Genomic DNA, 18,591 nt, shown 5'->3' on the forward strand with positions numbered 1-18,591 from the left:
GAGAGAGCCGGCCATCCGACTTGCCGATACGCAGCCGATCAATCGCCAGGAACCTGCACCGATGGGCATCGTCATCACCGCCTTTGAACGCTCGCCCGATGGCGGCAAGGGACTGGCCCGCGATACGCGCGTGCGCTGGGCGCTGGAGGAAGCGGGCCTGCCCTACGAGGTTCGTCCGGTGTCGTTCCGCGCGATGAAGGAACCGGCGCATCTGGCCCTGCATCCGTTCGGCCAGATTCCCACGTACGAAGAGGGCGATCTCGCCCTGTTCGAGACCGGCGCGATCGTCTTCCACATTGCCCAGCATCACGCGGGCCTGTTGCCCGATGACGCCGGCGCACGGGCGCGGGCGATCACCTGGATCTTCGCCGCGCTCAACACCGTGGAGCCGGTGATCCTGGAGCTGGTTACCGCGCGGATCCTCGAGAGGGACAAGCCCTGGACCGCCGAGCGGCTGCCCCTGGTCGAAGATCGCATTCGCGATCGGCTGACGCAGCTGGCGGCGCGTCTGGGCGATGCCGACTGGCTCGACGGCAGCTTCAGCGCGGGCGACCTCATGATGGTCTCGGTGCTGCTGCGGCTGCGGCCTTCGGGCCTCCTGGATGAATTTCCGTCGCTGGCCGCCTATGTCGCCCGTGGCGAAACGCGGCCTGCCTACCGGCGCGCGTTCGCCGCGCAGTGGGCGGTCAACGCCGCGCCGCCGGTCGGCGGCTGAGGTCGCCGGCGGGCACGTGCCGTCATCCCGGCCGAGCCGGCCGCTCCTCGTCCTCTCGTGAGCCCGGACGTTTCAGGGCTTCGTCCGGCGGGCACTCGTGACTGACGTCGCTGATCGTGGCGTCTTCGGGCTGCTCGCCGACGGTATGGACGCGCAGGCACTGCGCACCGCGAACGTAGTTGAAGATGCACGGATTCACGCCGGTGCCGGCGCAGATTTCCACTTCGTGGAAGCCCGCCTGATAGAACGCCAGGGCGGACCCCACGACCTTTCCAGCCCGTCGCCGAACGGCAGCGCGGTCTGCCTCGGCACCCAGCCTTCCGCGACGACTCGTGCGCGGTAGCGAAGGAAACTTTCGTGGATGTCGTTCGGCTTTTCGGACGGCTGCGCAACAGCGGCAACGGACGTCAGGCCGGCGAGCAGCAGGACGAGGGTATCGGGGCGGCTGGACGTGCAGGACATCGAAGTTCCGGAGCGTTCCGTGCGTACGGCGGAGCGCCCGCGTCGGGCGGGCCGCGGAGTGGCCCGGAGCGCTGTCCGCAATGGAACGAAAACCCGCGTTGTCGCGGATTCTGGCGCTTCCCAAGTCGTCCCCGCACTTGCCGGAATCATCGAATGGTGCCGCTTATCCGACTCGAACGGATGACCTACCGCTTACAAGGCGGTTGCTCTACCAACTGAGCTAAAGCGGCGCGGGCGGGATTGTAAGCGATCCGCCCGCAGGCGTATTTGCCGATCCAGGCCCGCCTTCTTGCCGCGCAACCGCTCGAAGCGTCAAAAACAATCGATGGTTTCCTCGCGCAGGTCGCGCTGCGCGGGCACGCGCGCGCGCCAGTCCAGCGGCTGGTCGCCGAGCAGGGCGAGGTCGATCCAGTACTGCGGCAGGTCTTCGGTGCGCGTGTTCGTCTGCGGCTTGAAGCCGAGCGCGCCGATCTCGTTGCGCCGTTTCTCGGCGTTGGCCGGCTCGCGGAACAGGCCGAGCGAGATCGTGTTCTGCTGGTCGCCGGCGGTCACGATGTAGTAGTCGCGCACGCCCTTGGCCGACAGCGCGCGGGCGGTCGCCAGCGCCTGCTCGCGCGAGGCCATCGCCGGCAGGTAGACCCAGTAGCCGCGCGTCTGCGTCGCGTGCGTCTCGCGGAACTGGATGCGCTTGGTCAGCGGCGTCAATGCATTCATCGCCGCGCGCAGGTCGGCCTGGGTCGGGAACGGGCCGAGCGTGCGGCACTGGTCGTTGGCGCGATCGACCGGGGTTTCCGGTGCCTCGGCCAGTTCCGCGGTGGCGAGCGGCCCGTCGCCGTCGCGCTCGGCCAGCAGCACCAGCTTCGGTACGCCGGGATCGGTCGCGGCAGGCGGCGCGGCGGGCTTCTGCCCGAACGCGAGCCAGCAGGCGCCGCCGATATTCAGCGCGAGCAGCAGAAGGAACAGGGCGCGGACGAACATCGGAAGCGGGCCGACCTCGGGCGGAACGAAGAGGCGATTCTAGTGTTCCGGCGCGGACTCTTCCGCGGCCCATCGCGCAAGCCCGCGCAGGACGAGGTCGTGCGCGCGCTCGGCGTCCGGCAGCAGCGGCGCCAGTTCCTCGGCGCCGCCGCCGGTGAGGACCAGTGCCGGCGGTCCGCCCAGACGCGGCGTCGCTGCCGCGAGGAAACGCTCGATCGCACCGAGCGCTGCGTACAGCGAGCCGGACACCACCGCGTCGACGGTGTTGTCCGGCATCTCGCTCCAGCGCCCGCCGAGCGCGTCGACGCGGGCGGTGTTGCCGAGCACGGCCTCGCGCATCAGGCGGGGGCTGGCGAGGATCAGGCCACCGTGGTGGCGGCCGCCGGCGTCCAGCGCGTCAACCGTCAGGGCGGTGCCGACGCTGACCAGGACCTGCGCGCGCGCGCGTTCGCCGTGCAGCGCCGCCAACGCGAGGAATCGGTCGACGCCCAGCCGCGCAGGCTCGGCGTAGGCGTTGCGCACGCCGAGCGCCGCCGCCGGCGTGCGCACGAACCGGGCATGGCCGCCGAAGCGTTCGCGCACGCGCGCGTCGAGTTCCGCCTCGCGCGCCGGCGCGACCACGCTGGCGACGAGCACGCCCTCGACGCCGCGCAGGTCGGCCCATTCCGCGCGCAAGGCCGCTTCCAGCGGCTCGCGCCCGTGCGCGAACACGCCGCCGGCGCGCAGTTCGCCGCGCGTCAGCGTCGCCCACTTCAGGCGCGTGTTGCCGAGGTCGACGAGGAGCTTCATGCGTCCGATCCTCGTGCGGTCGAATCGAAGCCGGCCGGGCGCACGCTGACCTCGCCGCCGTCGACGCGGCGCTCGCCGTCGGCGAACGCGACGCGCAACGCTCCGCGCGCGTCGATGCCGAGCGCCACGCCGTCCTCGACCGCCCCGGCGCGCAGCACGCGCACGGCGCGGCCGCGCAGAAGATCCAGTCCCCGGTAGTCCTCGACGAAGGCGTCGAAGCCGTCGGCGGCGAACCGCTCGAGCGCGGCGCCGAGCTGCGCGATCAGGCGCGCCGCCAGCCGGTTGCGCGACGGCGGCGCAGCGCCCGTCAGGGTCGCCAGGTCGATCCACGGCTGGTCGATCGCGGCGGCCGTGCGCGCGTCCAGGCGCAGGTTCAGTCCGATGCCGATCACCGCATGGCAGGGCCCGGTCGCGTCTCCGCCGAGCTCCACCAGAATGCCGCCGAGCTTGCGTTCGCGCGCGACCAGATCGTTCGGCCATTTCAGCCCGACGCCTTCGACGCCGCAGTCGTGCAGCGCGCGCACGGCGGCGACGCCGGCGACCAGGCTGAGACCGCCCAGCGCGGCCATGCCGTCGTCGAAGCGCTTGAGCAGCGACAGCGCCAGGCCGCCGCCGAGCGGCGTACGCCAGACCCGGCCACGGCGGCCGCGGCCGGCGTCCTGCCATTCCGCCAGACAGGTCAGCCCGTCGCGCGCATCGCCGGCGGCGCGCCGCTGCAGCTCGCTGCTGGTCGAATCGAGCTGCCAGTGCAGCGCCAGATCCGACAGGCGGGCCGCCTCGGCCGGGCTCAGCTCCGCGCGGATGCACGGCGCATCGAGCCATTCGATCGGCGCCGCGAGACGGTAGCCGCGGCCGGCCTGCGCCTCCACCTCGAGGCCGAATTCGCGCAGGCGCTCGATCTGCTTCCAGATCGCGGCACGGCTGATGCCGAGGCGGGCCGCCAGCTCGCTGCCGGAGACCGCTCCGCCGTGCGCGAGAGCGGCCAGCAGCGGCGGCGGCGCATGGGCGTGGGCGGGGCGGGCGACGGACGCGGACATCGCGGCAGTGTAGCCGGGCGTCATCGCGAGCAGGCGTGGGTGCAACCAACCGCCCTGCCGGCGCATCCCAGATCGCTGCAGGCCGGCGGTCTGTCCGCGGTTGTCCGCCGGTGTCCGGCGGACACCTTCCGGCCGGGCGGATACGCGCCGGACGGCCCTTGGCCTGGTGGCATGAAACGTGCTAAAGGCGGGTACTGGAGTCGACCCATGGATCGTGCGAGCATAGTCGCTTCCCTCATCGGGAATCCCTTCATGAACAAGCCCGTTCTCGCTCTCGCGTTCGTCGTGGGCCTGGCCTGCGGTGCGACTGCGTTCGCGCAGGACGCGCCGCTGCGTGGCGTCGGGCTGCTCGCGCTGAACGCCGCCGGTGATTCGGACAACGGCCTGGGCAATACGCCGGGCCGCAGCCTCCGCAACGTGATGGTCGACATGCCCGACGAAGGCGGCGGCAGCGAACCGCGTGCCGCGCGCGGCGGTGACGCCGGCGCCGCACCGACCCGCCCTGGTGCCACACCGAAGACGCCCGATGCGCTGCCGCCGGGCCCGATCCAGCAGGTCGACCCGGCAGCGCCGAACGTGGCCACGCCGAAGCGGCCGAGCTATCGCTGGCAGTCGCTGGTCCCCGGCGCGATCAAGTAGTCGCATCGAGTCCTTGCTCGCGGCGGGGATGTACGCCGCCGCGGCTTCCGGTTCTAATCCGGTCGATCCCGCACCGGAACCGCGCATGACGAACTGGCTGCGGCGCCTGCGCGACGCCTTCGCGCCGGCGCCGCGCATCGAAGATTCCGACTGGCACGCGCTGCTGCGCCGCTCGGCGCTGTTCGAACGGCTGCCGGACGGCGATCGCACCGCGCTGCGCACGCTGTGCGAACGCTTCCTCGCGCGCAAGACCTTCAGCGCCGCCGGCGGGCACGAACTCGTCGCCGCCGACTGCCTGGCGATCGCGGCGCTGGCCTGCCTGCCGGTGCTGCACCTGGGTTTCGAGCATCTCGCCGGCTGGCGCGAGGTGATCGTCTACCCGGGCGAATTCCGCGTGCGGCGCGAGCACCACGACGAGCGCAGCGGCGTGGTCACCGAAGGCGACGACGACCTGATCGGCGAAGCCTGGGAGCGCGGCCCGCTGATCCTGTCCTGGGCCGACGTCGCCACCGACCTGGCGCATCCGTTCGACGGCTTCAACGTGGTCGCGCACGAGATCGCGCACAAGCTCGACGCGCTGGACGGGGCGATGAACGGCACGCCGCGGCTGCCGCCGACGATCGCGCGCAGCGAATGGATCGGCGCCATGCAGCCGGCCTACGACGCGCTGGCGCGCGCGGTGCAGCGCGGCCGCGACACGGCGATCGATCCGTACGCGGCCGAATCGGTCGACGAATACTTCGCCGTTGTCAGCGAACTGCACTTCTCCGACCCCGTCCTGCTGGCGCGCGAAGCCCCGGCGGTGGCGGACCTGCTGCGGCGCTTCTACGCCGCGCCGGCGCCTGCAACTTCGGTTGCGGGGCTGCGGTCAGACCGGTAGCCTGCGCGGTTCCGTAGCCTTTTCGCCGTGCGGGTTCCGTCCCGCTACCGCCTGCCGACATGCCTCTCGCCTTTCCGATCCGCGCGCTCGCGCTGACCCTGTTCGCCGCCCCCCTGCCCGCCCTGGCCTGCAGCGGCCGCCTGCACATCGAGCTCGAACACGCCGGCGTCTACACGCTCGACCACGCCGCCATCGTCGCCGCACAGCCTGGCCTGGCCGACTGCGCCGCGGACGAGCTGGTGCTGACGCAGAACGGCAAGGAGGTGCCGATCCGCGTGATCGCCGCCGCAGAGCGCTTCGCCGCCGGCGACCGCATCGAATGGATCGGCCGGGCGCTGCACGGCCCGGAGAGCTGGTACGACCCGTACAGCATCAACAACGTCTACCTGCTCGGCGCCGCCGCGGGCCCGCACGCCCGCCTGCGCGACGTCGAGGCCGACGGCAGCGGCCGCGCCGCGCTGGAGAGGCACCTGCACCTCGAGCAGGAAAACATGATGATCCGGCTCGACCAGACCCAGCAGAAGCCGGGGCAGGAGTCCGACGTCTGGCAATGGGCCAAGCTGACCCAGGTCGATCCGAAGCCGTTCGAGACGCGCTTCGATCTGCCCGATCTCGACCCGCGCGCCGGCCAGGTGAAGCTCACCGTGAACTTCCGCGGCCTGTCGCAGGTGAATCCGCCGTACAAGCACAAGGGCGACAAGCCCGAGGACCACGCCGTCGAGGTGCTGGTCAACGGCAAGGCGCTGAGCTCGCTGCGCTGGAACGGGCGCGACGAGATCCGTCGCGAACTCGAGGTGCCCGGCGCTTGGCTGAAGGCCGCGCAGAACACGCTGTCGCTGCAGGTGCCCAAGCGCGCGCTGCCGTGGGATGCCGCGCAGAGCGTGGTCGACGTGGTGATGTTCAACTGGTTCGAGACGCGCTACCGGCTCGCCGGCGATCTCGATGCCGGCGCGCTGCCGCTGACGGTGGCCGCCGATGCAGCCTCGCCGCTGCAACTTGCCTGGCGCGGCGACGGCGTGCCGGCGCTGTACGGCAGCGACGGACTGCGCCGTCCCGGCCGCGCGCTGGGTCCCGGCCGCTACGCGTTCGCGCCGGCGACGGCCGGCACCGAGCTGTTTCCGGTGCTCGGCGACGGCCTGGCCAGGCCGGTCGCGCTGCGCGCGGTCGCCGAAGGCGGATGGCGCCAGCCGGACCAGCCGTACGACTATCTGATCGTCAGCCACCCGAGCCTGATCGAGTCGATCCGGCCGCTGGCCGAGTTCCACGAGAAGCGCGGCCTCAAGGTGGCGATCCTCGACATCAACGCGGTCTACGACGAGTTCAACCACGGCATCACGCATCCGCAGGCGGTGCGCAACCTGGTCGACGTCGCCTATCACTCCTGGCCGGCGCCGCGACCGCGCTTCCTGCTGCTGGTGGGCGATTCCAGCTTCGACATCCGCAACGACAGCTTCCGCGACGGCCAGTACGCGAAGTGGGTGGGGCTGGAGCTGCAGTATCCGAACGCGTTCGGCGTCATCGCCAGCTCGCACTACAAGGACATGCCCAAGAAGCTCGGCGAGCGCAACCTGATCCCGACTTGGCAGTTCCCCTCGCCCGAGGGCCAGTCCGCCAGCGACAACTGGTTCGCCGCGGTCGACGGCGACGACTGGCATCCGGTCGTCGCGGTCGGACGCTTCCCGGTGGTCAAGCCCGACGAGGTCAAGGCGATCGTCGACAAGACCATCGACTACCTGTCCAAGCCGCAGCTGGGCGCCTGGCGCCGCGACGTGATGTTCATCACCGACGAGATCGACTCGTTCAAGAAGGCCTCCGACGAGATCGCCACCGCGCTCGGCAAGGAAGGCTTCCTCGCCGACAAGGTCTACGCCAGCCCGAAGGAGTCGCAGAACTCCGCGCACCAGGCCGCGATCCGCGACGGCATCGACGACGGTCGCCTGCTGGTGCACTTCATCGGCCACGGCGGCCGCTACATCTGGCGCACGGGCCCGCCGGACTTCAGCAAGAACCACGACCTGTTCACTCTCGACGACGTCAGCGCGCTGAAGAACACCGAGCGCCTGCCGATGATCCTGTCGATGACCTGCTATTCCGCGCCGTTCGACAACCCGACCGAGGACTCGATCGGCGAGAAGTTCCTGCGCGAGCCGGACAAGGGTGCGGTCGCGGTGTTCGCCGCGTCCTGGCGCAATTCGCCGTCGCCGGCTTTCAGCAAGAGCATCATCAGCGAACTGCTGACGCCCGGCGCGACCATCGGCGAGGCCATCGTGCGCGGCAAGCGGCAGTCCAGGGACCGCGTGCTGGTGGAGATGTACAACCTGCTCGGCGACCCGGCCATCGTGCTCGAGCGTCCGCGCGACAACGCGCGCGTGGTGCGCGACGACGGCCGCTGGAGCGACGGCATCGTCGTCGACCTGCAGCAGCCGGGCTTCGCCGGCAACGTGCGCGTCGACTGGCTCGACGCGAAGGGCGCCAAGCTCGCCTCGGCGGACTACCGCACCGACGATGCGCGCTTCCGCCTGCCGGTGCCGGCGGCGGCACGCGGCAAGCTCGCCCAGGTGCGCGTCTACGCCGCGTCGCCGACGACCGGCCGCGACGCCGTCGGCGGCCTCGACTTCGAGGCGCGAAAGCCGGCCAAGCCGATGCGCGTCGCGCTGGCCGACTGGTGGCGCGATTTCCGGCGCGCGCCGTATCGCGCACCGGAATGGCACGCCGACACGATCATGCAGATCGATTTCGAGGACCCGTCGCGCACCGCGCAGGCGCGGCAGCAGGCGCAGTCCGCGTTGCCGAAGACCGCCGCGGCCGGCTCGCCCTGAGCCGCGCCCCGGACGACGCCGTCACTGCGCGTCGTCGGATTCGGCCGGCTCGTCGGGCTCGCGGCTGCGCGCCTGGTCGAGCGACGCCTTCAACGCTTCCGATTGGGCGAAGAACGCCTGCATGCTCTCGGCACCGGCCAGGCGGATCGACGGCGGCTGCAGGCGCTGCAGGGTGACCGCCTGACCGTAGGTCGAACGCCATTCGGACAGCTTCAGGCTCTGCACCGTGATGCCGAGCGCGGCCAGCGCGGCCAGCGCGATCGCCTTCGTCGGCAGACGCGCGGAACTGACCGCGCGCAGATGGAAGAAGCAGACCGCGGCGAGGATCAGCCAGGCCACGACGTACTGGTACGTGGTCAGCGCGGGCCACGACAGCGCGAACGCGCCGAACTCGCCGACCTGGTCGTACAGCGAATAGGCCAGCAGGCCGCTGCCGATGATCGCCAGATGCAGGCCGAAGCGCGCATGGCCGCTGAATACGCGCGACAGCACGCTCCACAGCGTCGTCCACACGGCGATGATGGCGACCACCGTCAGCGCCGGCGTCAGATAGCGGATCAGTTTCGACTCACCCGTCTCGTTCAGCCATAGCCCGAGCAGCTCCAGCGCGAACACCAGCGCGATCGCCACCAGCGCGAACGGCCACGGCGAACGGTGGCCGGCGAGCGGCAGCTCGGGCGCCACCGCCTCGGCGGAGGAGCGCAGGCGCAGCACGGTGTGGCCGATGCGCAGCGCGGTCGTGCGCTCGAGCGCGACGCGGTCGCGGCGCTGCGCCGAGCCCTCGACGTAGACGCCGTTGCGGCTGCCCAGGTCCTGCGCGCTCCAGCGTCCGTCGTCGCCGCGCACGATGCGCAGGTGGTGCGCGGCCACGTACGGGTCGTCGAGCACGACGTCGTTGTCGAAGGCGCGGCCGACGGTGATCGCCGCTGCGGTGACGCGCTCGCGCGCGACGACGTCGCGATGGCGGCCGAGCACCTCGAGCCAGACCGCCTCGGCGGCGGGCGTCACGTTCACTTCGTCCATGCGACCGCTCCGAGGAAGCGCCGTCCCAGCGCGAGTGCGTTGTCGTAGCTGACCCCCTGCATGGCCAGGCGCGAGACCAGCGCCTCGCGGTCGCGGTCCTGCGTCACCGTGGTCAGCGCCACGTCGTAGAGGCCGGCGAAGTCGCGATAGGCGCGCGCGCACCAGACCGCGCGCAGCACCGGTGCGGCGGCCGGGTCGGCCGGCGTGACGAATTCCTCGTGGCATTCGGGCTGGGTCAGGCGCTTGCGCGACCACGAGCGGCTCATCGACGCCGAGGCGTAGTACTGCGACAGGAACGCGGCGAACTGGAACGCGTTGAGATCGCTGCTGCGCACGTAGGCGTGCGTCAGCTCGGCGCGGCCGCTCTCGATGTCCTCGGCGACGAACAGCGAGCTCTGCGAATTGCAGCTGGAGCTGTCCATCTGCGCGCGCGGCCGCGGCGTCTGCTCGGCGTTGGTGCGCGCCCAGCAGTTGAACCACGGCGCCGAACTCTCCGGCGCGCGATACGGGCCGAACGTCGTCGCGCGGAAGCCGCGCTCGTCCAGCTCGCGATAGAAGGCCTCCTGCCAGGCCAGCAACTGACGGTCGATCTCCTCGCGCGTCTGCGCCGGATCCAGCGGCGCGCCGGCGCGCGCGCGCTCGACCAGCGCCGCCGCCTTGCTCGCCGGGACCAGGAAGCTGACCAGCTCGCCGTCGAGCCGCTTGGCGACGTTGACCCCGGCGACGCGGCCAGCCGCGGTCACCGCCGGACCGCCGCTCATGCCCGGATTGATCGCGCCGGTGAAGTGCACGCGCTCGTTGTAGCTGCGCTCGACCAGCCCGTTGTAGGTGCCCTCGACGATGGTGAAGCCGATGTCGAGCGGATTACCCATCGCGTAGACGCGCTCGCCGCGCGGCAGCTCGCCCGACAGCGCGCCCGGATCGAACTGCAGGTGCGGCAGGTCGGCGCCTTCCAGCCGCACCACGGCCAGGTCGTTGGCGACGTCGATGGCGAGCAGGGTCAGCGCGCCCTGCGTGCCGTCCGGCCGCGCGAACTCCAGGCGGTAGGTCTTCGGCTCCAGCGCGTACTGCGAGACGACGTGGTAGTTGGTCACCGCCAGCCCGTCCGCACCGACCAGGAAGCCGGAGCCGATCGACGACTGCCGACCGGCGGCCTCGACCAGGGTGCGGATCTGCAGCAGGCTCGGCCGCGTGCCGGCGTAGATGCCCTCAGCCGCGGCCGACACCGGCGCGGCCGGCGGTGCGGCGGGCGGCGCGGCGGGCGCGGCTTCCTGCGCTGACGCTGCGGCGGCGCCGAGCGCCAGCGCGAGCAGGCAGATCCAGCGCGGTGCGTTGCAAGGTTCCTTCATCGGCATCTCCACGGCGGACGCCGAGCCTATCGCCTGCCTCGCCTCCGGTTCAACGTCCCTGCCCCAGCACTTCGCGGTAGACCGCGACCGTCTCCTCGACGCAGCGCGTCCACGGATAGGTGCGCGCGTGCCGCGCGCCGCGCTCGGCCGCACGCGCGCGCCACGGCGCGTCCTCGAGCAGTCGCTGCAGGCCGTCGCGCAGCGCGTCCTCGTCGAGCGGATCGACCGTCAGCGCGATCGTGCCCTCGGCATCGCGCACGACCTCCGGCATCGACGAGCGGTCGGAAGTCAGCGCCGGCACGCCGCTCGCCATCGCTTCCAGCAGCGGCAGGCCGAAGCCTTCGTACAGCGACGGGAAGGCGAACGCATGCGCGCCGGCGTAGAGCAGCGGCAGGTCTTCCTCGTCGACGTAGCCCAGGCGCCGCGCCTCGCCGCGCGCCTCGAGCGGACCCAGCGCCTGCTCCAGTTCGCTGCGCAGCCAGCCGCGCGCGCCGACCACCACCAGCGGATGGCGCGCGCGCAGCGCCGCCGGCAGCGCCGCGTAGGCGCGAGCGAGCCGCGCGAGGTTCTTGCGCGGCTCCTGCGTGGCCACGACCAGCAGGTAGGGCACGTCCTCGAGCGCGTGCTTGCGCAAGGTCGCGCGCAGCTCGTCCGCCGCGCGCGGCCGGTAGGTCGCGTCGACGCCCAGCGGCACCACGCGCAGTTTGGCGCGCGGCACGCCGAGCCGGGTTTCGATCTCGTCGGCGATGAACTGCGAATCGGTGAACACCACCGCGGCCTTCTCCAGGCTGCGCGGCAGGTGGCGGTCGAGAAAACGCACGCGCTCGATCGGGTGCGTCTCGGGATGGTTCAGCCAGGACAGGTCGTGCACGGTGGTCAGCGCCGGACCGGCGAACGGCATCAGCACGTAGTTCGGCGTGTGCAGCAGCCAGCCGTCGAGGCGCCACGTGTGCAGGCGGAACAGCGCCGAGCGCAGCTGCGTGTACGCCTCCAGCGCGGCGCTCTTGAACGGCACGTTGCGGCGCACCGCGGCGATCGTCGCGTTGGCGTGCAGCGCATGCTCGGGATCGTCGACCCAGCGATAGGCCGAGTACAGCTTGAGCGCCTCGACCTCGCGATGCCGCGCCAGCCCGCGGGCGAGCTCGAGCGCGTAGCGGCCGATGCCGGTGAGCGGCGCGGTGATCGCGTCGACGTTGAAGATCACGCGCATGCGCGGCCCTGTTCGAACGGCAAGACCGGCCATTGAACCACGAAGCGCGGCGGAACGCGGAGTGACGGATCCTGCGCGCTCGCGCGGGCACGCGGAAACGCGACCTGGCTGGAGGTGTACCGGCGCCCGGCCGATTTCTTCCGGCGGCCGCTCGTCGAACGCGGGCGGCGCTGAAGGGAACCCTGGACAACGCCGAGTACCGTCATTCCCGCGAACGCGCAAGGCGCCGTTCAACCACCGCGGGGCTGGTCATCCATCCTGCTCTCGGAGCGGAGATCAAAGTGGATTCCCGCGTTCGCGGGAATGGCGAGGGTTGTTCCAGGCTTCGCGAGGCTGTTCGAGCCGGTTTCTCGCAGAGGCGCAGAGAACGCAGGGAAGAACACTCGAAAATGCTCTTCTCTGCGCTCTCTGCGCCTCTGCGAGAGAAAAGCTCTCGACACGCGCTGCATGCTCGAGGCGTCCCGAACGCCTAAGCCCGCTCGCGCGCCAGATCGGCCTCGAACATGCGCCGCGCCAGTCCGGCGAGATCCAGACTCGGCGCAAAACCCAGCTCTCGACGCGCCTTCGACGCGTCGCCGACCAGCAGCGGCGCGTCGACCGGGCGGAACAGCGACGCGTCCACGCGCACGCGCACGCGGTCGCTGCCGTGTTCCACGCCGACTTCGTCCGCGCCTTCGCCGAACCAGTCCAGCGGCATGCCGGCGGCGGCGAACGTCGCGGTGGCGAAATCGCGCACGCTGGCGGCGACGCCGGTCGCCAGCACGTAGTCGTCGCCGGTGTCGCGCGCCGCCATCGCGGCCATCGCGGCGACGTGGTCGGGCGCGTAGCCGAAATCACGCCGCGCATCGAGGTTGCCGAGTTCGATCCATTGCGCGCGGCCCAGCGCGATGCGCGCCGCGCCGAGGCTGATCTTGCGCGTGACGAAGGCCGGATCGCGCAGCTCGGACTCGTGGTTGAACAGGATCGCGCTCGACGCGCGCAGGCCGTAGCTGGCGCGCCAGCTGCCGACCGCCGCGTGCGCGAGCAGTTTCGACAACCCGTACGGAGAGCGCGCCGCCGCCGGCGTGCGCTCGTCCTGCGGCGCGCGCTCGGGCAGGCCGAAGATTTCCGCGCTCGCGGCGAGCACGAAATGCGCGGCCGGCGCGTGCGCGCGCAGCGCTTCGAGCAGGTGCACCGTGCTGAGCCCGTTTGCGGCGAGGCTGCCGACCGGATCGCGGAACGATTCGGCGACGCGCGACTGCCCGGCCAGGTGGAACACGGCCTTCGGATGCGTGGAGGCGACCAGCGCGGCACAGGCGGTGGCGTCGGTCGGATCGAGCGCGACGACGCGCAGCCGCGGATGCGCGTCGATGCCCAGCTCGCGCAGGCGCCAGCGCTCCGGCTCGCGCTGCGGCCGGTGCGTGCCGACCACCTCGACACCCTCACGCAGCAACCGCGCCGCGAGCAAGGCACCGTCCTGGCCGCAAAGGCCGGTGACGAGGGCGCGCGCGCAGTCGGAAGTCATGACGGCATCTTCGCAAAACGGCGTGCGCCGGCGAACAGCTCGGCCGGCGTCGCGGTCCGCGCGGGGTCGATCGGCAGGATCGGAATATCGAGCAGGCGGCACACGATCTCCGCCGCCGACTCCTTGCGCTCGGCGACCAGCAGGCCCTCGATCGCATGCAGCTGCAGCCAGTCCCACAGCGCGCGGTAGGAGGTTTCCGCATCGTCCGCGCGCCAGAGGTTGGCGGCGACGACACGCCCGCCCGCGACCAGCTCGTTGCGCTCGCCGTTCGCGCGCAGGGTCCACACGTCGGCATCGACCACGGACGGTGCGTTCGCACCGACCCACAGCAGGCGCGGCCGCGCCGCGGCGGCGTCGGCGAAGGCACGCCGCACGCGCCAGTCGAGCACGCGCCGCTCGAACGAGAACAGGGTTCGCCCGACCTCGGCTTCGTAGTCCGGCCAGCGTTCGCGCAGCACCGCCATGCCGGCCTCGCCCAGACGGCGGCGGCGCTCCTCGCCGAAGCTCGCGCTGCGCGCGTGCCGCACCAGCACGTTGCCGGCGATCAGGTGGCGCAGGCCCGCCTGCGCGGCGCGCTGGCAGAAATCGTTCTCCTCGCCGTAGCCCTGCGGGAACGCGGCTTCGTCGAGCTTTCCGACGCGCTCGATCACCGCGCGGCGGATGTAGAGGCAGAAACCGTTGCCGGTCGGCAGCGCCGGATACGCCAGTCCCGCCTGCTGCCATAGCGTTCGCGCGGCGCGCTCGAAGCTCCAGCCGGGCGGCAGCTCGTTGGCCTGCTCCAGCTCCGGCACGGAAAACGCGCCGGCGTTGTCGGACACCGCCGTGGCGGTGCCGACGTCGTCGCGCGCGTGCGCGGCGCGGCGCAGCCCGGTCAGCCAGTTCGGCCCGACTTCGGTGTCGGCGTTGAGCAGCACGACGTCCGCGCGCCCCGCCGCGTCGATGCCGCGGTTGGCCGTGGCGGTGAAGCCGCGATTCTCGGCAATGCGCAGCACCTCGACGCCGGCCACGCGCGCGTAGCGCGCCAGCAGCGGCGCGATGCGCGGATCGGGGCTGGCGTCGTCGACGACGATCAGGCGCACGCGGCCGGTGGTCCAGGCGAGCACGGAATCGAGGCAGCGCCCGACCAGTTCCGGCGCGTCGTAGACCGGCACCACGATCGCGACCTCGGCGGCCGCGGCGTCGACGCCGAACGGAACCGGCTGCGCGGCGGCGGCCGGCGGCGCCAGCGGCGGCGGCGGTGCATCGGCCGCGCCGATGCCGGCCGAACCCAGGCGCACGTGCAGCGGCCGTTCGGCCAGCGCCTCGCCGTCGCGTCCGCGGCGCGGCATCAGTTGCAGCCAGTCGTGCCCGGACGGCGCGAAGGCAAAGGTGAAGTCCGCGTGGGCGTGGGCGTCGAGCGGCGACTGCGCGAAATACGCGCCGTCCAGATCCAGCGCGACCGTGTCGGCGTGGCCGGGCTCGAACTCCAGTCGCAGCTGCGTGCCGTTCCACGCCGCCGCACGCAGCGGCGGCCGCAGCCGCGCGCGCGACGGGCGGAGCAGATGACGGACGAACGAGAACACGCTCAGCCGCCGACGCCGGCGTGGCGCGGCGGCTCGACGGCCTCGTCGAGGATGCGGCGTTCGCGGATCGCGTCCCACAAGGCCTGCGTTTCGGGGTCGAGCGCGGATGGCTGCACGGGCGAGGCATGGGCGAGCGCCGGATCGATCCAGGCGCGCAGCTCGGCGGCGTCGGGCTGGCGCAGACCCGGCACGCCGAAGCCGCTCAGTTCCTCATGCAGCCGGCGCGCCAACGCAAGCGGATCGGCCAGCGCCTGCGCGTAGTCGACCAGCACGCGCGGCCAGCCGCGGCTCGCCTCGAACGCCGCCAGGGTGTACTGCCGCCACAGCGCGAGCGCGTGCTCGCGCGACAGTCCGTTGCGCCGGGCCAGCGATTGCGCGACCGCCTGCGGCTCGCGCACGACGTGCACGAACACCGGGCGCGTCAGCAGCGGCAGCAGTTCGCGCGCGAGCAGGCACAGGCGCGGCTCCTTGATCAGCCACGGCCGCCGCGGCTCCAGCGTGCGCAGCACCTCGGCGACGTCGCGGCGGAACGCGTCGACGGCGGCGCCGGGCGCGTGCGCCGGCGGATGCTTCCAGTCGCCGCCGGCGGCCTCGAGCCGGCGCAGGCAGGCGCCGTGCAGGCGCGCCAGTTCGTAGTGGCCCTTCGGATTGTCCGGGCCGATCAGCAGGTCCGCATCCTCGCCGGCATAGACGCCCAGCCGTGCCAGCAGGCCGGCCACGCTCGAGGTGCCGGAGCGGTGCATGCCGAGCACGAGGATCTGTCCGCTCGCCGGCTGCGCGAGGTCGGCCGGCCGATGCACCCGCGGCGTCGGCCGCGGCGGCGCCAGCGTGCCGCCGCGCGCGAGCGCTTCGACGAGGCGGTCGGCACTGGTTTCGACGTCGTGATCGCGGGCGAAGGACTCGGCGCGCGTGCGCGCGGCGGCGCCGAGCACCTCGCGCCGTTCGAAGGCTTCGCGCAGGCGCGCGACCAGCGCGTCGCGGTCCGGCTCGGCCCAGCGCCGGCCGGGGCCGGCGTCGATCGTTTTCGCGGCGACGGCGAGGCCGTGTTCTCGCGCGAGGCTCGCCTGGCTGCCGAAGTCGGTGGCCAGCAGGATCCGGCCGCAGGCGAGCGCTTCGGCCGCGCGCGGATCCCAGCCGCCGCCGCGGCGCGCGGAAACATACGCGTCGGCGGCGGCGAGCAGCTGCGCGCGCTGGTGCCACGGAAAACCCCAGTCGTCGAGCACGCGCACGCGGCCGCGCGCGGCTCCGTCGGGCAGCGCGTCCAGCGCAGCGCGGATCGCCAGCGCGTCGCGCCCGGGCAGGATCTGCAGCAGCAGCTCGACCGGCTCGTCGGCGCCGAACGCGGCGCGGAACGCGGCGACCAGCAGGTCCGGTGCGTCGCGCGCGAGATCCTCGGCCAGCGCGAGGAAGACGAACCGGCCGTGCGGGTGGCGCGGCGCCGGCACGCCGGGATGGCAATAGTCGCGATCGACGCCGAGCGGCAGGATCTGGATCGGCGTGCGCACGCCGGCGCGCTCGAACGCCTCGCGCTGGAACGCATCGGGCACCAGCAGCAGGTCGAGCGAACGCGCACCGCGCGCCGCCTGCGGCGAGGCGGTTTCGCAGTCGCTCAAGCCCACGCCGACGCGCCAGCGGCCGCGCGCCTGCGCGAAAGCGTCTTCCGCGCCGCAGGCGATCGCGGCGGCCGGCACGGCCGGCAGGCGCCGCCGCGCGGCCAGGTCGAGGCGGCCGTCCTGCGCGTCGGCGCATTCGCGCGCGGTCGGCGCGAAGCCCATGCGCAGGCCGCGCGCGTCGAGCCGCCGCACGAACAGGCGCGCGAGTTCCGCCGTGGCACCCGGAAAGCGCGTGGCGCCGTGCCACAGCACGTCGCCGCGGTAGTCCGCGCGCAGCCGCTCGCGCCAGCGCGCGGCGAACGCGGCGCGGCTGTCGGCGAACAGGCGGCTGCGGAAGCCGCCGTCGTCCTGGGTCGAGCCGTGCTGGTCGTGGCGCAGCGTGACGCCGCCGGCGACGACGCTGGCGATGCCGAAGTCGGCGGCGCGCAGGCAGCAGTCGGTGTCCTCGAAATAGCTGTGGAAGGCCTCGTCGAGGCCGCCAATGCGCGCGATCGCGTCGCGGCGCAGGTAAGCGAGCGCGAAGGCGATCGCCTGCACGCGGCGCAGGTGCGGGTACTGCGCGACCTCGCGCTCGACGTGGGCGGATTCGGTCTGCTGGCCGTGCAGGTCGTCCGGCTCGATGTAGCCGCCGACGTGGTAGACGCGCCCTTCGGCTTCCGGGCCGAGCAGGCGGCAGCCGACGATACCGGTCGCCGGATCGGCGTAGGCGGCGTCGCGCAGGCGGCCGAGCCAGTCGGGCTGGGTGAACACCAGGTCGTTGTTGAGCAGCACGACGTCGTCGTCGGCGGGCGCCGCAGCGATTCCGGCGTTCATGCCGCGCACGAAGCCGAGGTTGCGCGGCAGGCGCAGCGTGCGCACGCGGCCGGCGTAAGCGGCCAGGCCGTCCGGGGTCTCGTCCTCGCTGCCGTTGTCGACCACCAGCACTTCGGCGAAGTCGAGATCGCTGGCGAGCAGCGAATCCAGGCAGCGCCGCGTCAGCGGCCACTGGTTCCAGGCGAGCACGATGAGGGTCGTGCCGCGCACGGCTAGTCCTCCGTCCGCCAGGCCGCCGCCAGCGCGCGATCGACGTCGCCGAGCGCGAAGCTGGCGATCGGCGTCTGCAGCAGCGCGGCGACGTTCTCCGCCGCGGCCGACGGACACGCGGCTTCGGCGAGCACGCGGCGCCGGCGCTGCGCCTGGACCGCGCCCGGTTCGCGCGCCAGGCGCGCGGCGGCCAGCGCGAGCTGACCGGGCGCCATACCGAGCCGGCGCGCGAGCGCCTGCAGGCGGGCGGTATCCACCTGGTTCATGCCGGCACCGCGGTCAGGTGCAGGTCGCGATGGTAGGCCTCGAACACCTCGTCGCGGTCGCCTTCGAGCACGCTCTTGCCGTGCTCGACCCACAGCACGCGATCGCACAGCGAAGCGATCTGGTTCTCGTCGTGGCTGACCAGCACCACCGTGTGCCCCTCGCCCATGCGCGCGCGCAGCGCGGCGCCGGATTTCTGCTGGAACTCGGCGTCGCCGACGGCGAGCACCTCGTCGATCAGCAGCACGTCCGGCTCGACCTGGATCGCCACCGAGAACGCCAGGCGCATCATCATGCCCGACGAATAGGCGGCGATCGGCTGCTCGAAGAAGTCGCCCAGTTCGGAGAATTCGCGGATCGCCGGCAGGCGCGCGGTGATCTCGCGGCGGCGCAGGCCGAGCATCAGGCCGGACAGGATCGCGTTGTCGCGGCCGGACAGGTGCGGCGTGAAGCCGAGTGCCAGCGACAGCAGCTGGCACGACACCGGACCGCGCCGCACCGTGCCGCGGTCGGGCGCGAGGATGCCGGCGATCACGCGCAGCAGGGTGCTCTTGCCGGCGCCGTTGCGGCCGATCACGCCCAGGCGCTGGCCGCGGCGCAGGGTGAGGTCGACGTCTTCCAGCGCCCAGAAGCGGTTTTCGTTCATGCGCCGCTGCGAACTGAACGCGACGCCGACGTTGCGCAGTTCGACCAGGATCTCGTTCGGGTCTACCGGCATGCGTCC

At 72.4% G+C, this 18,591-nt stretch carries 16 protein-coding genes and 1 tRNA gene; 4 read left to right on the top strand and 13 right to left on the bottom strand.

The features are described from left to right. Positions 1-61: 61 nt before the first annotated feature. Positions 62-715, top strand: a complete 654-nt coding sequence (locus ACFO6Q_RS00685; RefSeq protein WP_380018550.1) for a glutathione S-transferase family protein — start codon at positions 62-64, stop codon at positions 713-715. A gap of 22 nt (positions 716-737) precedes the next feature. Here ACFO6Q_RS00685 and ACFO6Q_RS00690 read toward each other — a convergent pair whose 3' ends face one another. The 5 genes from ACFO6Q_RS00690 to ACFO6Q_RS00710 form a co-directional block, all read right to left on the bottom strand. Next, entirely contained in the window at positions 738-980 is a 243-nt protein-coding gene (locus tag ACFO6Q_RS00690) for a hypothetical protein (protein WP_380018551.1), read from the bottom strand. 351 nt (positions 981-1,331) lie between these two features. Beyond that, positions 1,332-1,407, bottom strand: a tRNA-Thr gene (locus ACFO6Q_RS00695). 82 nt (positions 1,408-1,489) lie between these two features. Further along, positions 1,490-2,155, bottom strand: a complete 666-nt coding sequence (locus ACFO6Q_RS00700) for an SPOR domain-containing protein (protein WP_380018552.1) — start codon at positions 2,153-2,155, stop codon at positions 1,490-1,492. Between the two features lie 39 nt (positions 2,156-2,194). Continuing rightward, the gene (locus ACFO6Q_RS00705; RefSeq protein ID WP_380018553.1) at positions 2,195-2,944 is read right to left on the bottom strand and encodes a type III pantothenate kinase; all 750 of its coding nucleotides are present in this window, start codon (positions 2,942-2,944) and stop codon (positions 2,195-2,197) included. After that, positions 2,941-3,981, bottom strand: a complete 1,041-nt coding sequence (locus ACFO6Q_RS00710; RefSeq protein ID WP_380018554.1) for a biotin--[acetyl-CoA-carboxylase] ligase — start codon at positions 3,979-3,981, stop codon at positions 2,941-2,943. The genes ACFO6Q_RS00705 and ACFO6Q_RS00710 overlap by 4 nt, the downstream gene beginning before the upstream one ends. 252 nt (positions 3,982-4,233) lie before the next feature. Between ACFO6Q_RS00710 and ACFO6Q_RS00715 the strand changes: the two genes are divergently transcribed. The 3 genes from ACFO6Q_RS00715 (at position 4,234) to ACFO6Q_RS00725 (ending at position 8,319) form a co-directional block, all read left to right on the top strand. Next, positions 4,234-4,620 (top strand): hypothetical protein, encoded by a 387-nt coding sequence (locus ACFO6Q_RS00715; protein WP_380018555.1) that lies wholly within the window; start codon positions 4,234-4,236, stop codon positions 4,618-4,620. A gap of 85 nt (positions 4,621-4,705) precedes the next feature. Beyond that, positions 4,706-5,500, top strand: coding sequence for a M90 family metallopeptidase (locus ACFO6Q_RS00720; protein ID WP_380018556.1), 795 nt, complete (start codon positions 4,706-4,708; stop codon positions 5,498-5,500). A 59-nt stretch (positions 5,501-5,559) separates the two neighbouring features. Next, positions 5,560-8,319, top strand: a complete 2,760-nt coding sequence (locus ACFO6Q_RS00725; protein WP_380018557.1) for a C25 family cysteine peptidase — start codon at positions 5,560-5,562, stop codon at positions 8,317-8,319. A 21-nt stretch (positions 8,320-8,340) separates the two neighbouring features. Here the strand turns inward: ACFO6Q_RS00725 and ACFO6Q_RS00730 are convergent, their stop codons facing one another. The 8 genes from ACFO6Q_RS00730 to ACFO6Q_RS00765 form a co-directional block, all read right to left on the bottom strand. Beyond that, positions 8,341-9,342, bottom strand: a complete 1,002-nt coding sequence (locus tag ACFO6Q_RS00730) for an FHA domain-containing protein (protein ID WP_380018558.1) — start codon at positions 9,340-9,342, stop codon at positions 8,341-8,343. Beyond that, positions 9,330-10,691, bottom strand: coding sequence for a S1C family serine protease (locus ACFO6Q_RS00735; protein WP_380018559.1), 1,362 nt, complete (start codon positions 10,689-10,691; stop codon positions 9,330-9,332). Before ACFO6Q_RS00735 ends, ACFO6Q_RS00730 begins: the two co-directional genes overlap by 13 nt. A 49-nt stretch (positions 10,692-10,740) precedes the next feature. After that, positions 10,741-11,901, bottom strand: coding sequence for a glycosyltransferase family 4 protein (locus ACFO6Q_RS00740; RefSeq protein ID WP_380018560.1), 1,161 nt, complete (start codon positions 11,899-11,901; stop codon positions 10,741-10,743). Positions 11,902-12,370: 469 nt separating this feature from the next. Continuing rightward, on the bottom strand, positions 12,371-13,405 hold the full coding sequence (locus ACFO6Q_RS00745; protein WP_380018561.1) for a GDP-mannose 4,6-dehydratase: 1,035 nt from the start codon (positions 13,403-13,405) through the stop codon (positions 12,371-12,373). Further along, the gene (locus ACFO6Q_RS00750) at positions 13,402-14,967 is read right to left on the bottom strand and encodes a glycosyltransferase family 2 protein (protein WP_380018562.1); all 1,566 of its coding nucleotides are present in this window, start codon (positions 14,965-14,967) and stop codon (positions 13,402-13,404) included. The genes ACFO6Q_RS00745 and ACFO6Q_RS00750 overlap by 4 nt, the downstream gene beginning before the upstream one ends. A gap of 2 nt (positions 14,968-14,969) precedes the next feature. Next, a complete protein-coding gene (locus tag ACFO6Q_RS00755; RefSeq protein WP_380018564.1) occupies positions 14,970-17,603 on the bottom strand; it encodes a glycosyltransferase in 2,634 nt (877 codons plus the stop codon). A gap of 2 nt (positions 17,604-17,605) precedes the next feature. Next, a complete protein-coding gene (locus ACFO6Q_RS00760; protein WP_380018565.1) occupies positions 17,606-17,869 on the bottom strand; it encodes a hypothetical protein in 264 nt (87 codons plus the stop codon). Continuing rightward, a complete protein-coding gene (locus tag ACFO6Q_RS00765) occupies positions 17,866-18,585 on the bottom strand; it encodes an ABC transporter ATP-binding protein (protein ID WP_380018566.1) in 720 nt (239 codons plus the stop codon). The genes ACFO6Q_RS00760 and ACFO6Q_RS00765 overlap by 4 nt, the downstream gene beginning before the upstream one ends. Positions 18,586-18,591 lie beyond the last annotated feature (6 nt).

The organism is Dokdonella ginsengisoli, assembly GCF_042652785.1.
Classification (GTDB): domain Bacteria; phylum Pseudomonadota; class Gammaproteobacteria; order Xanthomonadales; family Rhodanobacteraceae; genus Dokdonella_A; species Dokdonella_A ginsengisoli.

Coding starts and splice junctions, on each gene's coding strand:
- ACFO6Q_RS00685 (WP_380018550.1), top strand. CDS start 62: ATGGGCATCGTCATCACCGCCTTTGAACGCTCGCCCGATGGCGGCAAG.
- ACFO6Q_RS00725 (WP_380018557.1), top strand. CDS start 5,560: ATGCCTCTCGCCTTTCCGATCCGCGCGCTCGCGCTGACCCTGTTCGCC.
- ACFO6Q_RS00710 (WP_380018554.1), bottom strand. CDS start 3,981: ATGTCCGCGTCCGTCGCCCGCCCCGCCCACGCCCATGCGCCGCCGCCG.
- ACFO6Q_RS00745 (WP_380018561.1), bottom strand. CDS start 13,405: ATGACTTCCGACTGCGCGCGCGCCCTCGTCACCGGCCTTTGCGGCCAG.
- ACFO6Q_RS00720 (WP_380018556.1), top strand. CDS start 4,706: ATGACGAACTGGCTGCGGCGCCTGCGCGACGCCTTCGCGCCGGCGCCG.
- ACFO6Q_RS00740 (WP_380018560.1), bottom strand. CDS start 11,901: ATGCGCGTGATCTTCAACGTCGACGCGATCACCGCGCCGCTCACCGGC.
- ACFO6Q_RS00715 (WP_380018555.1), top strand. CDS start 4,234: ATGAACAAGCCCGTTCTCGCTCTCGCGTTCGTCGTGGGCCTGGCCTGC.
- ACFO6Q_RS00735 (WP_380018559.1), bottom strand. CDS start 10,691: ATGAAGGAACCTTGCAACGCACCGCGCTGGATCTGCCTGCTCGCGCTG.
- ACFO6Q_RS00760 (WP_380018565.1), bottom strand. CDS start 17,869: ATGAACCAGGTGGATACCGCCCGCCTGCAGGCGCTCGCGCGCCGGCTC.
- ACFO6Q_RS00705 (WP_380018553.1), bottom strand. CDS start 2,944: ATGAAGCTCCTCGTCGACCTCGGCAACACGCGCCTGAAGTGGGCGACG.
- ACFO6Q_RS00730 (WP_380018558.1), bottom strand. CDS start 9,342: ATGGACGAAGTGAACGTGACGCCCGCCGCCGAGGCGGTCTGGCTCGAG.
- ACFO6Q_RS00765 (WP_380018566.1), bottom strand. CDS start 18,585: ATGCCGGTAGACCCGAACGAGATCCTGGTCGAACTGCGCAACGTCGGC.
- ACFO6Q_RS00700 (WP_380018552.1), bottom strand. CDS start 2,155: ATGTTCGTCCGCGCCCTGTTCCTTCTGCTGCTCGCGCTGAATATCGGC.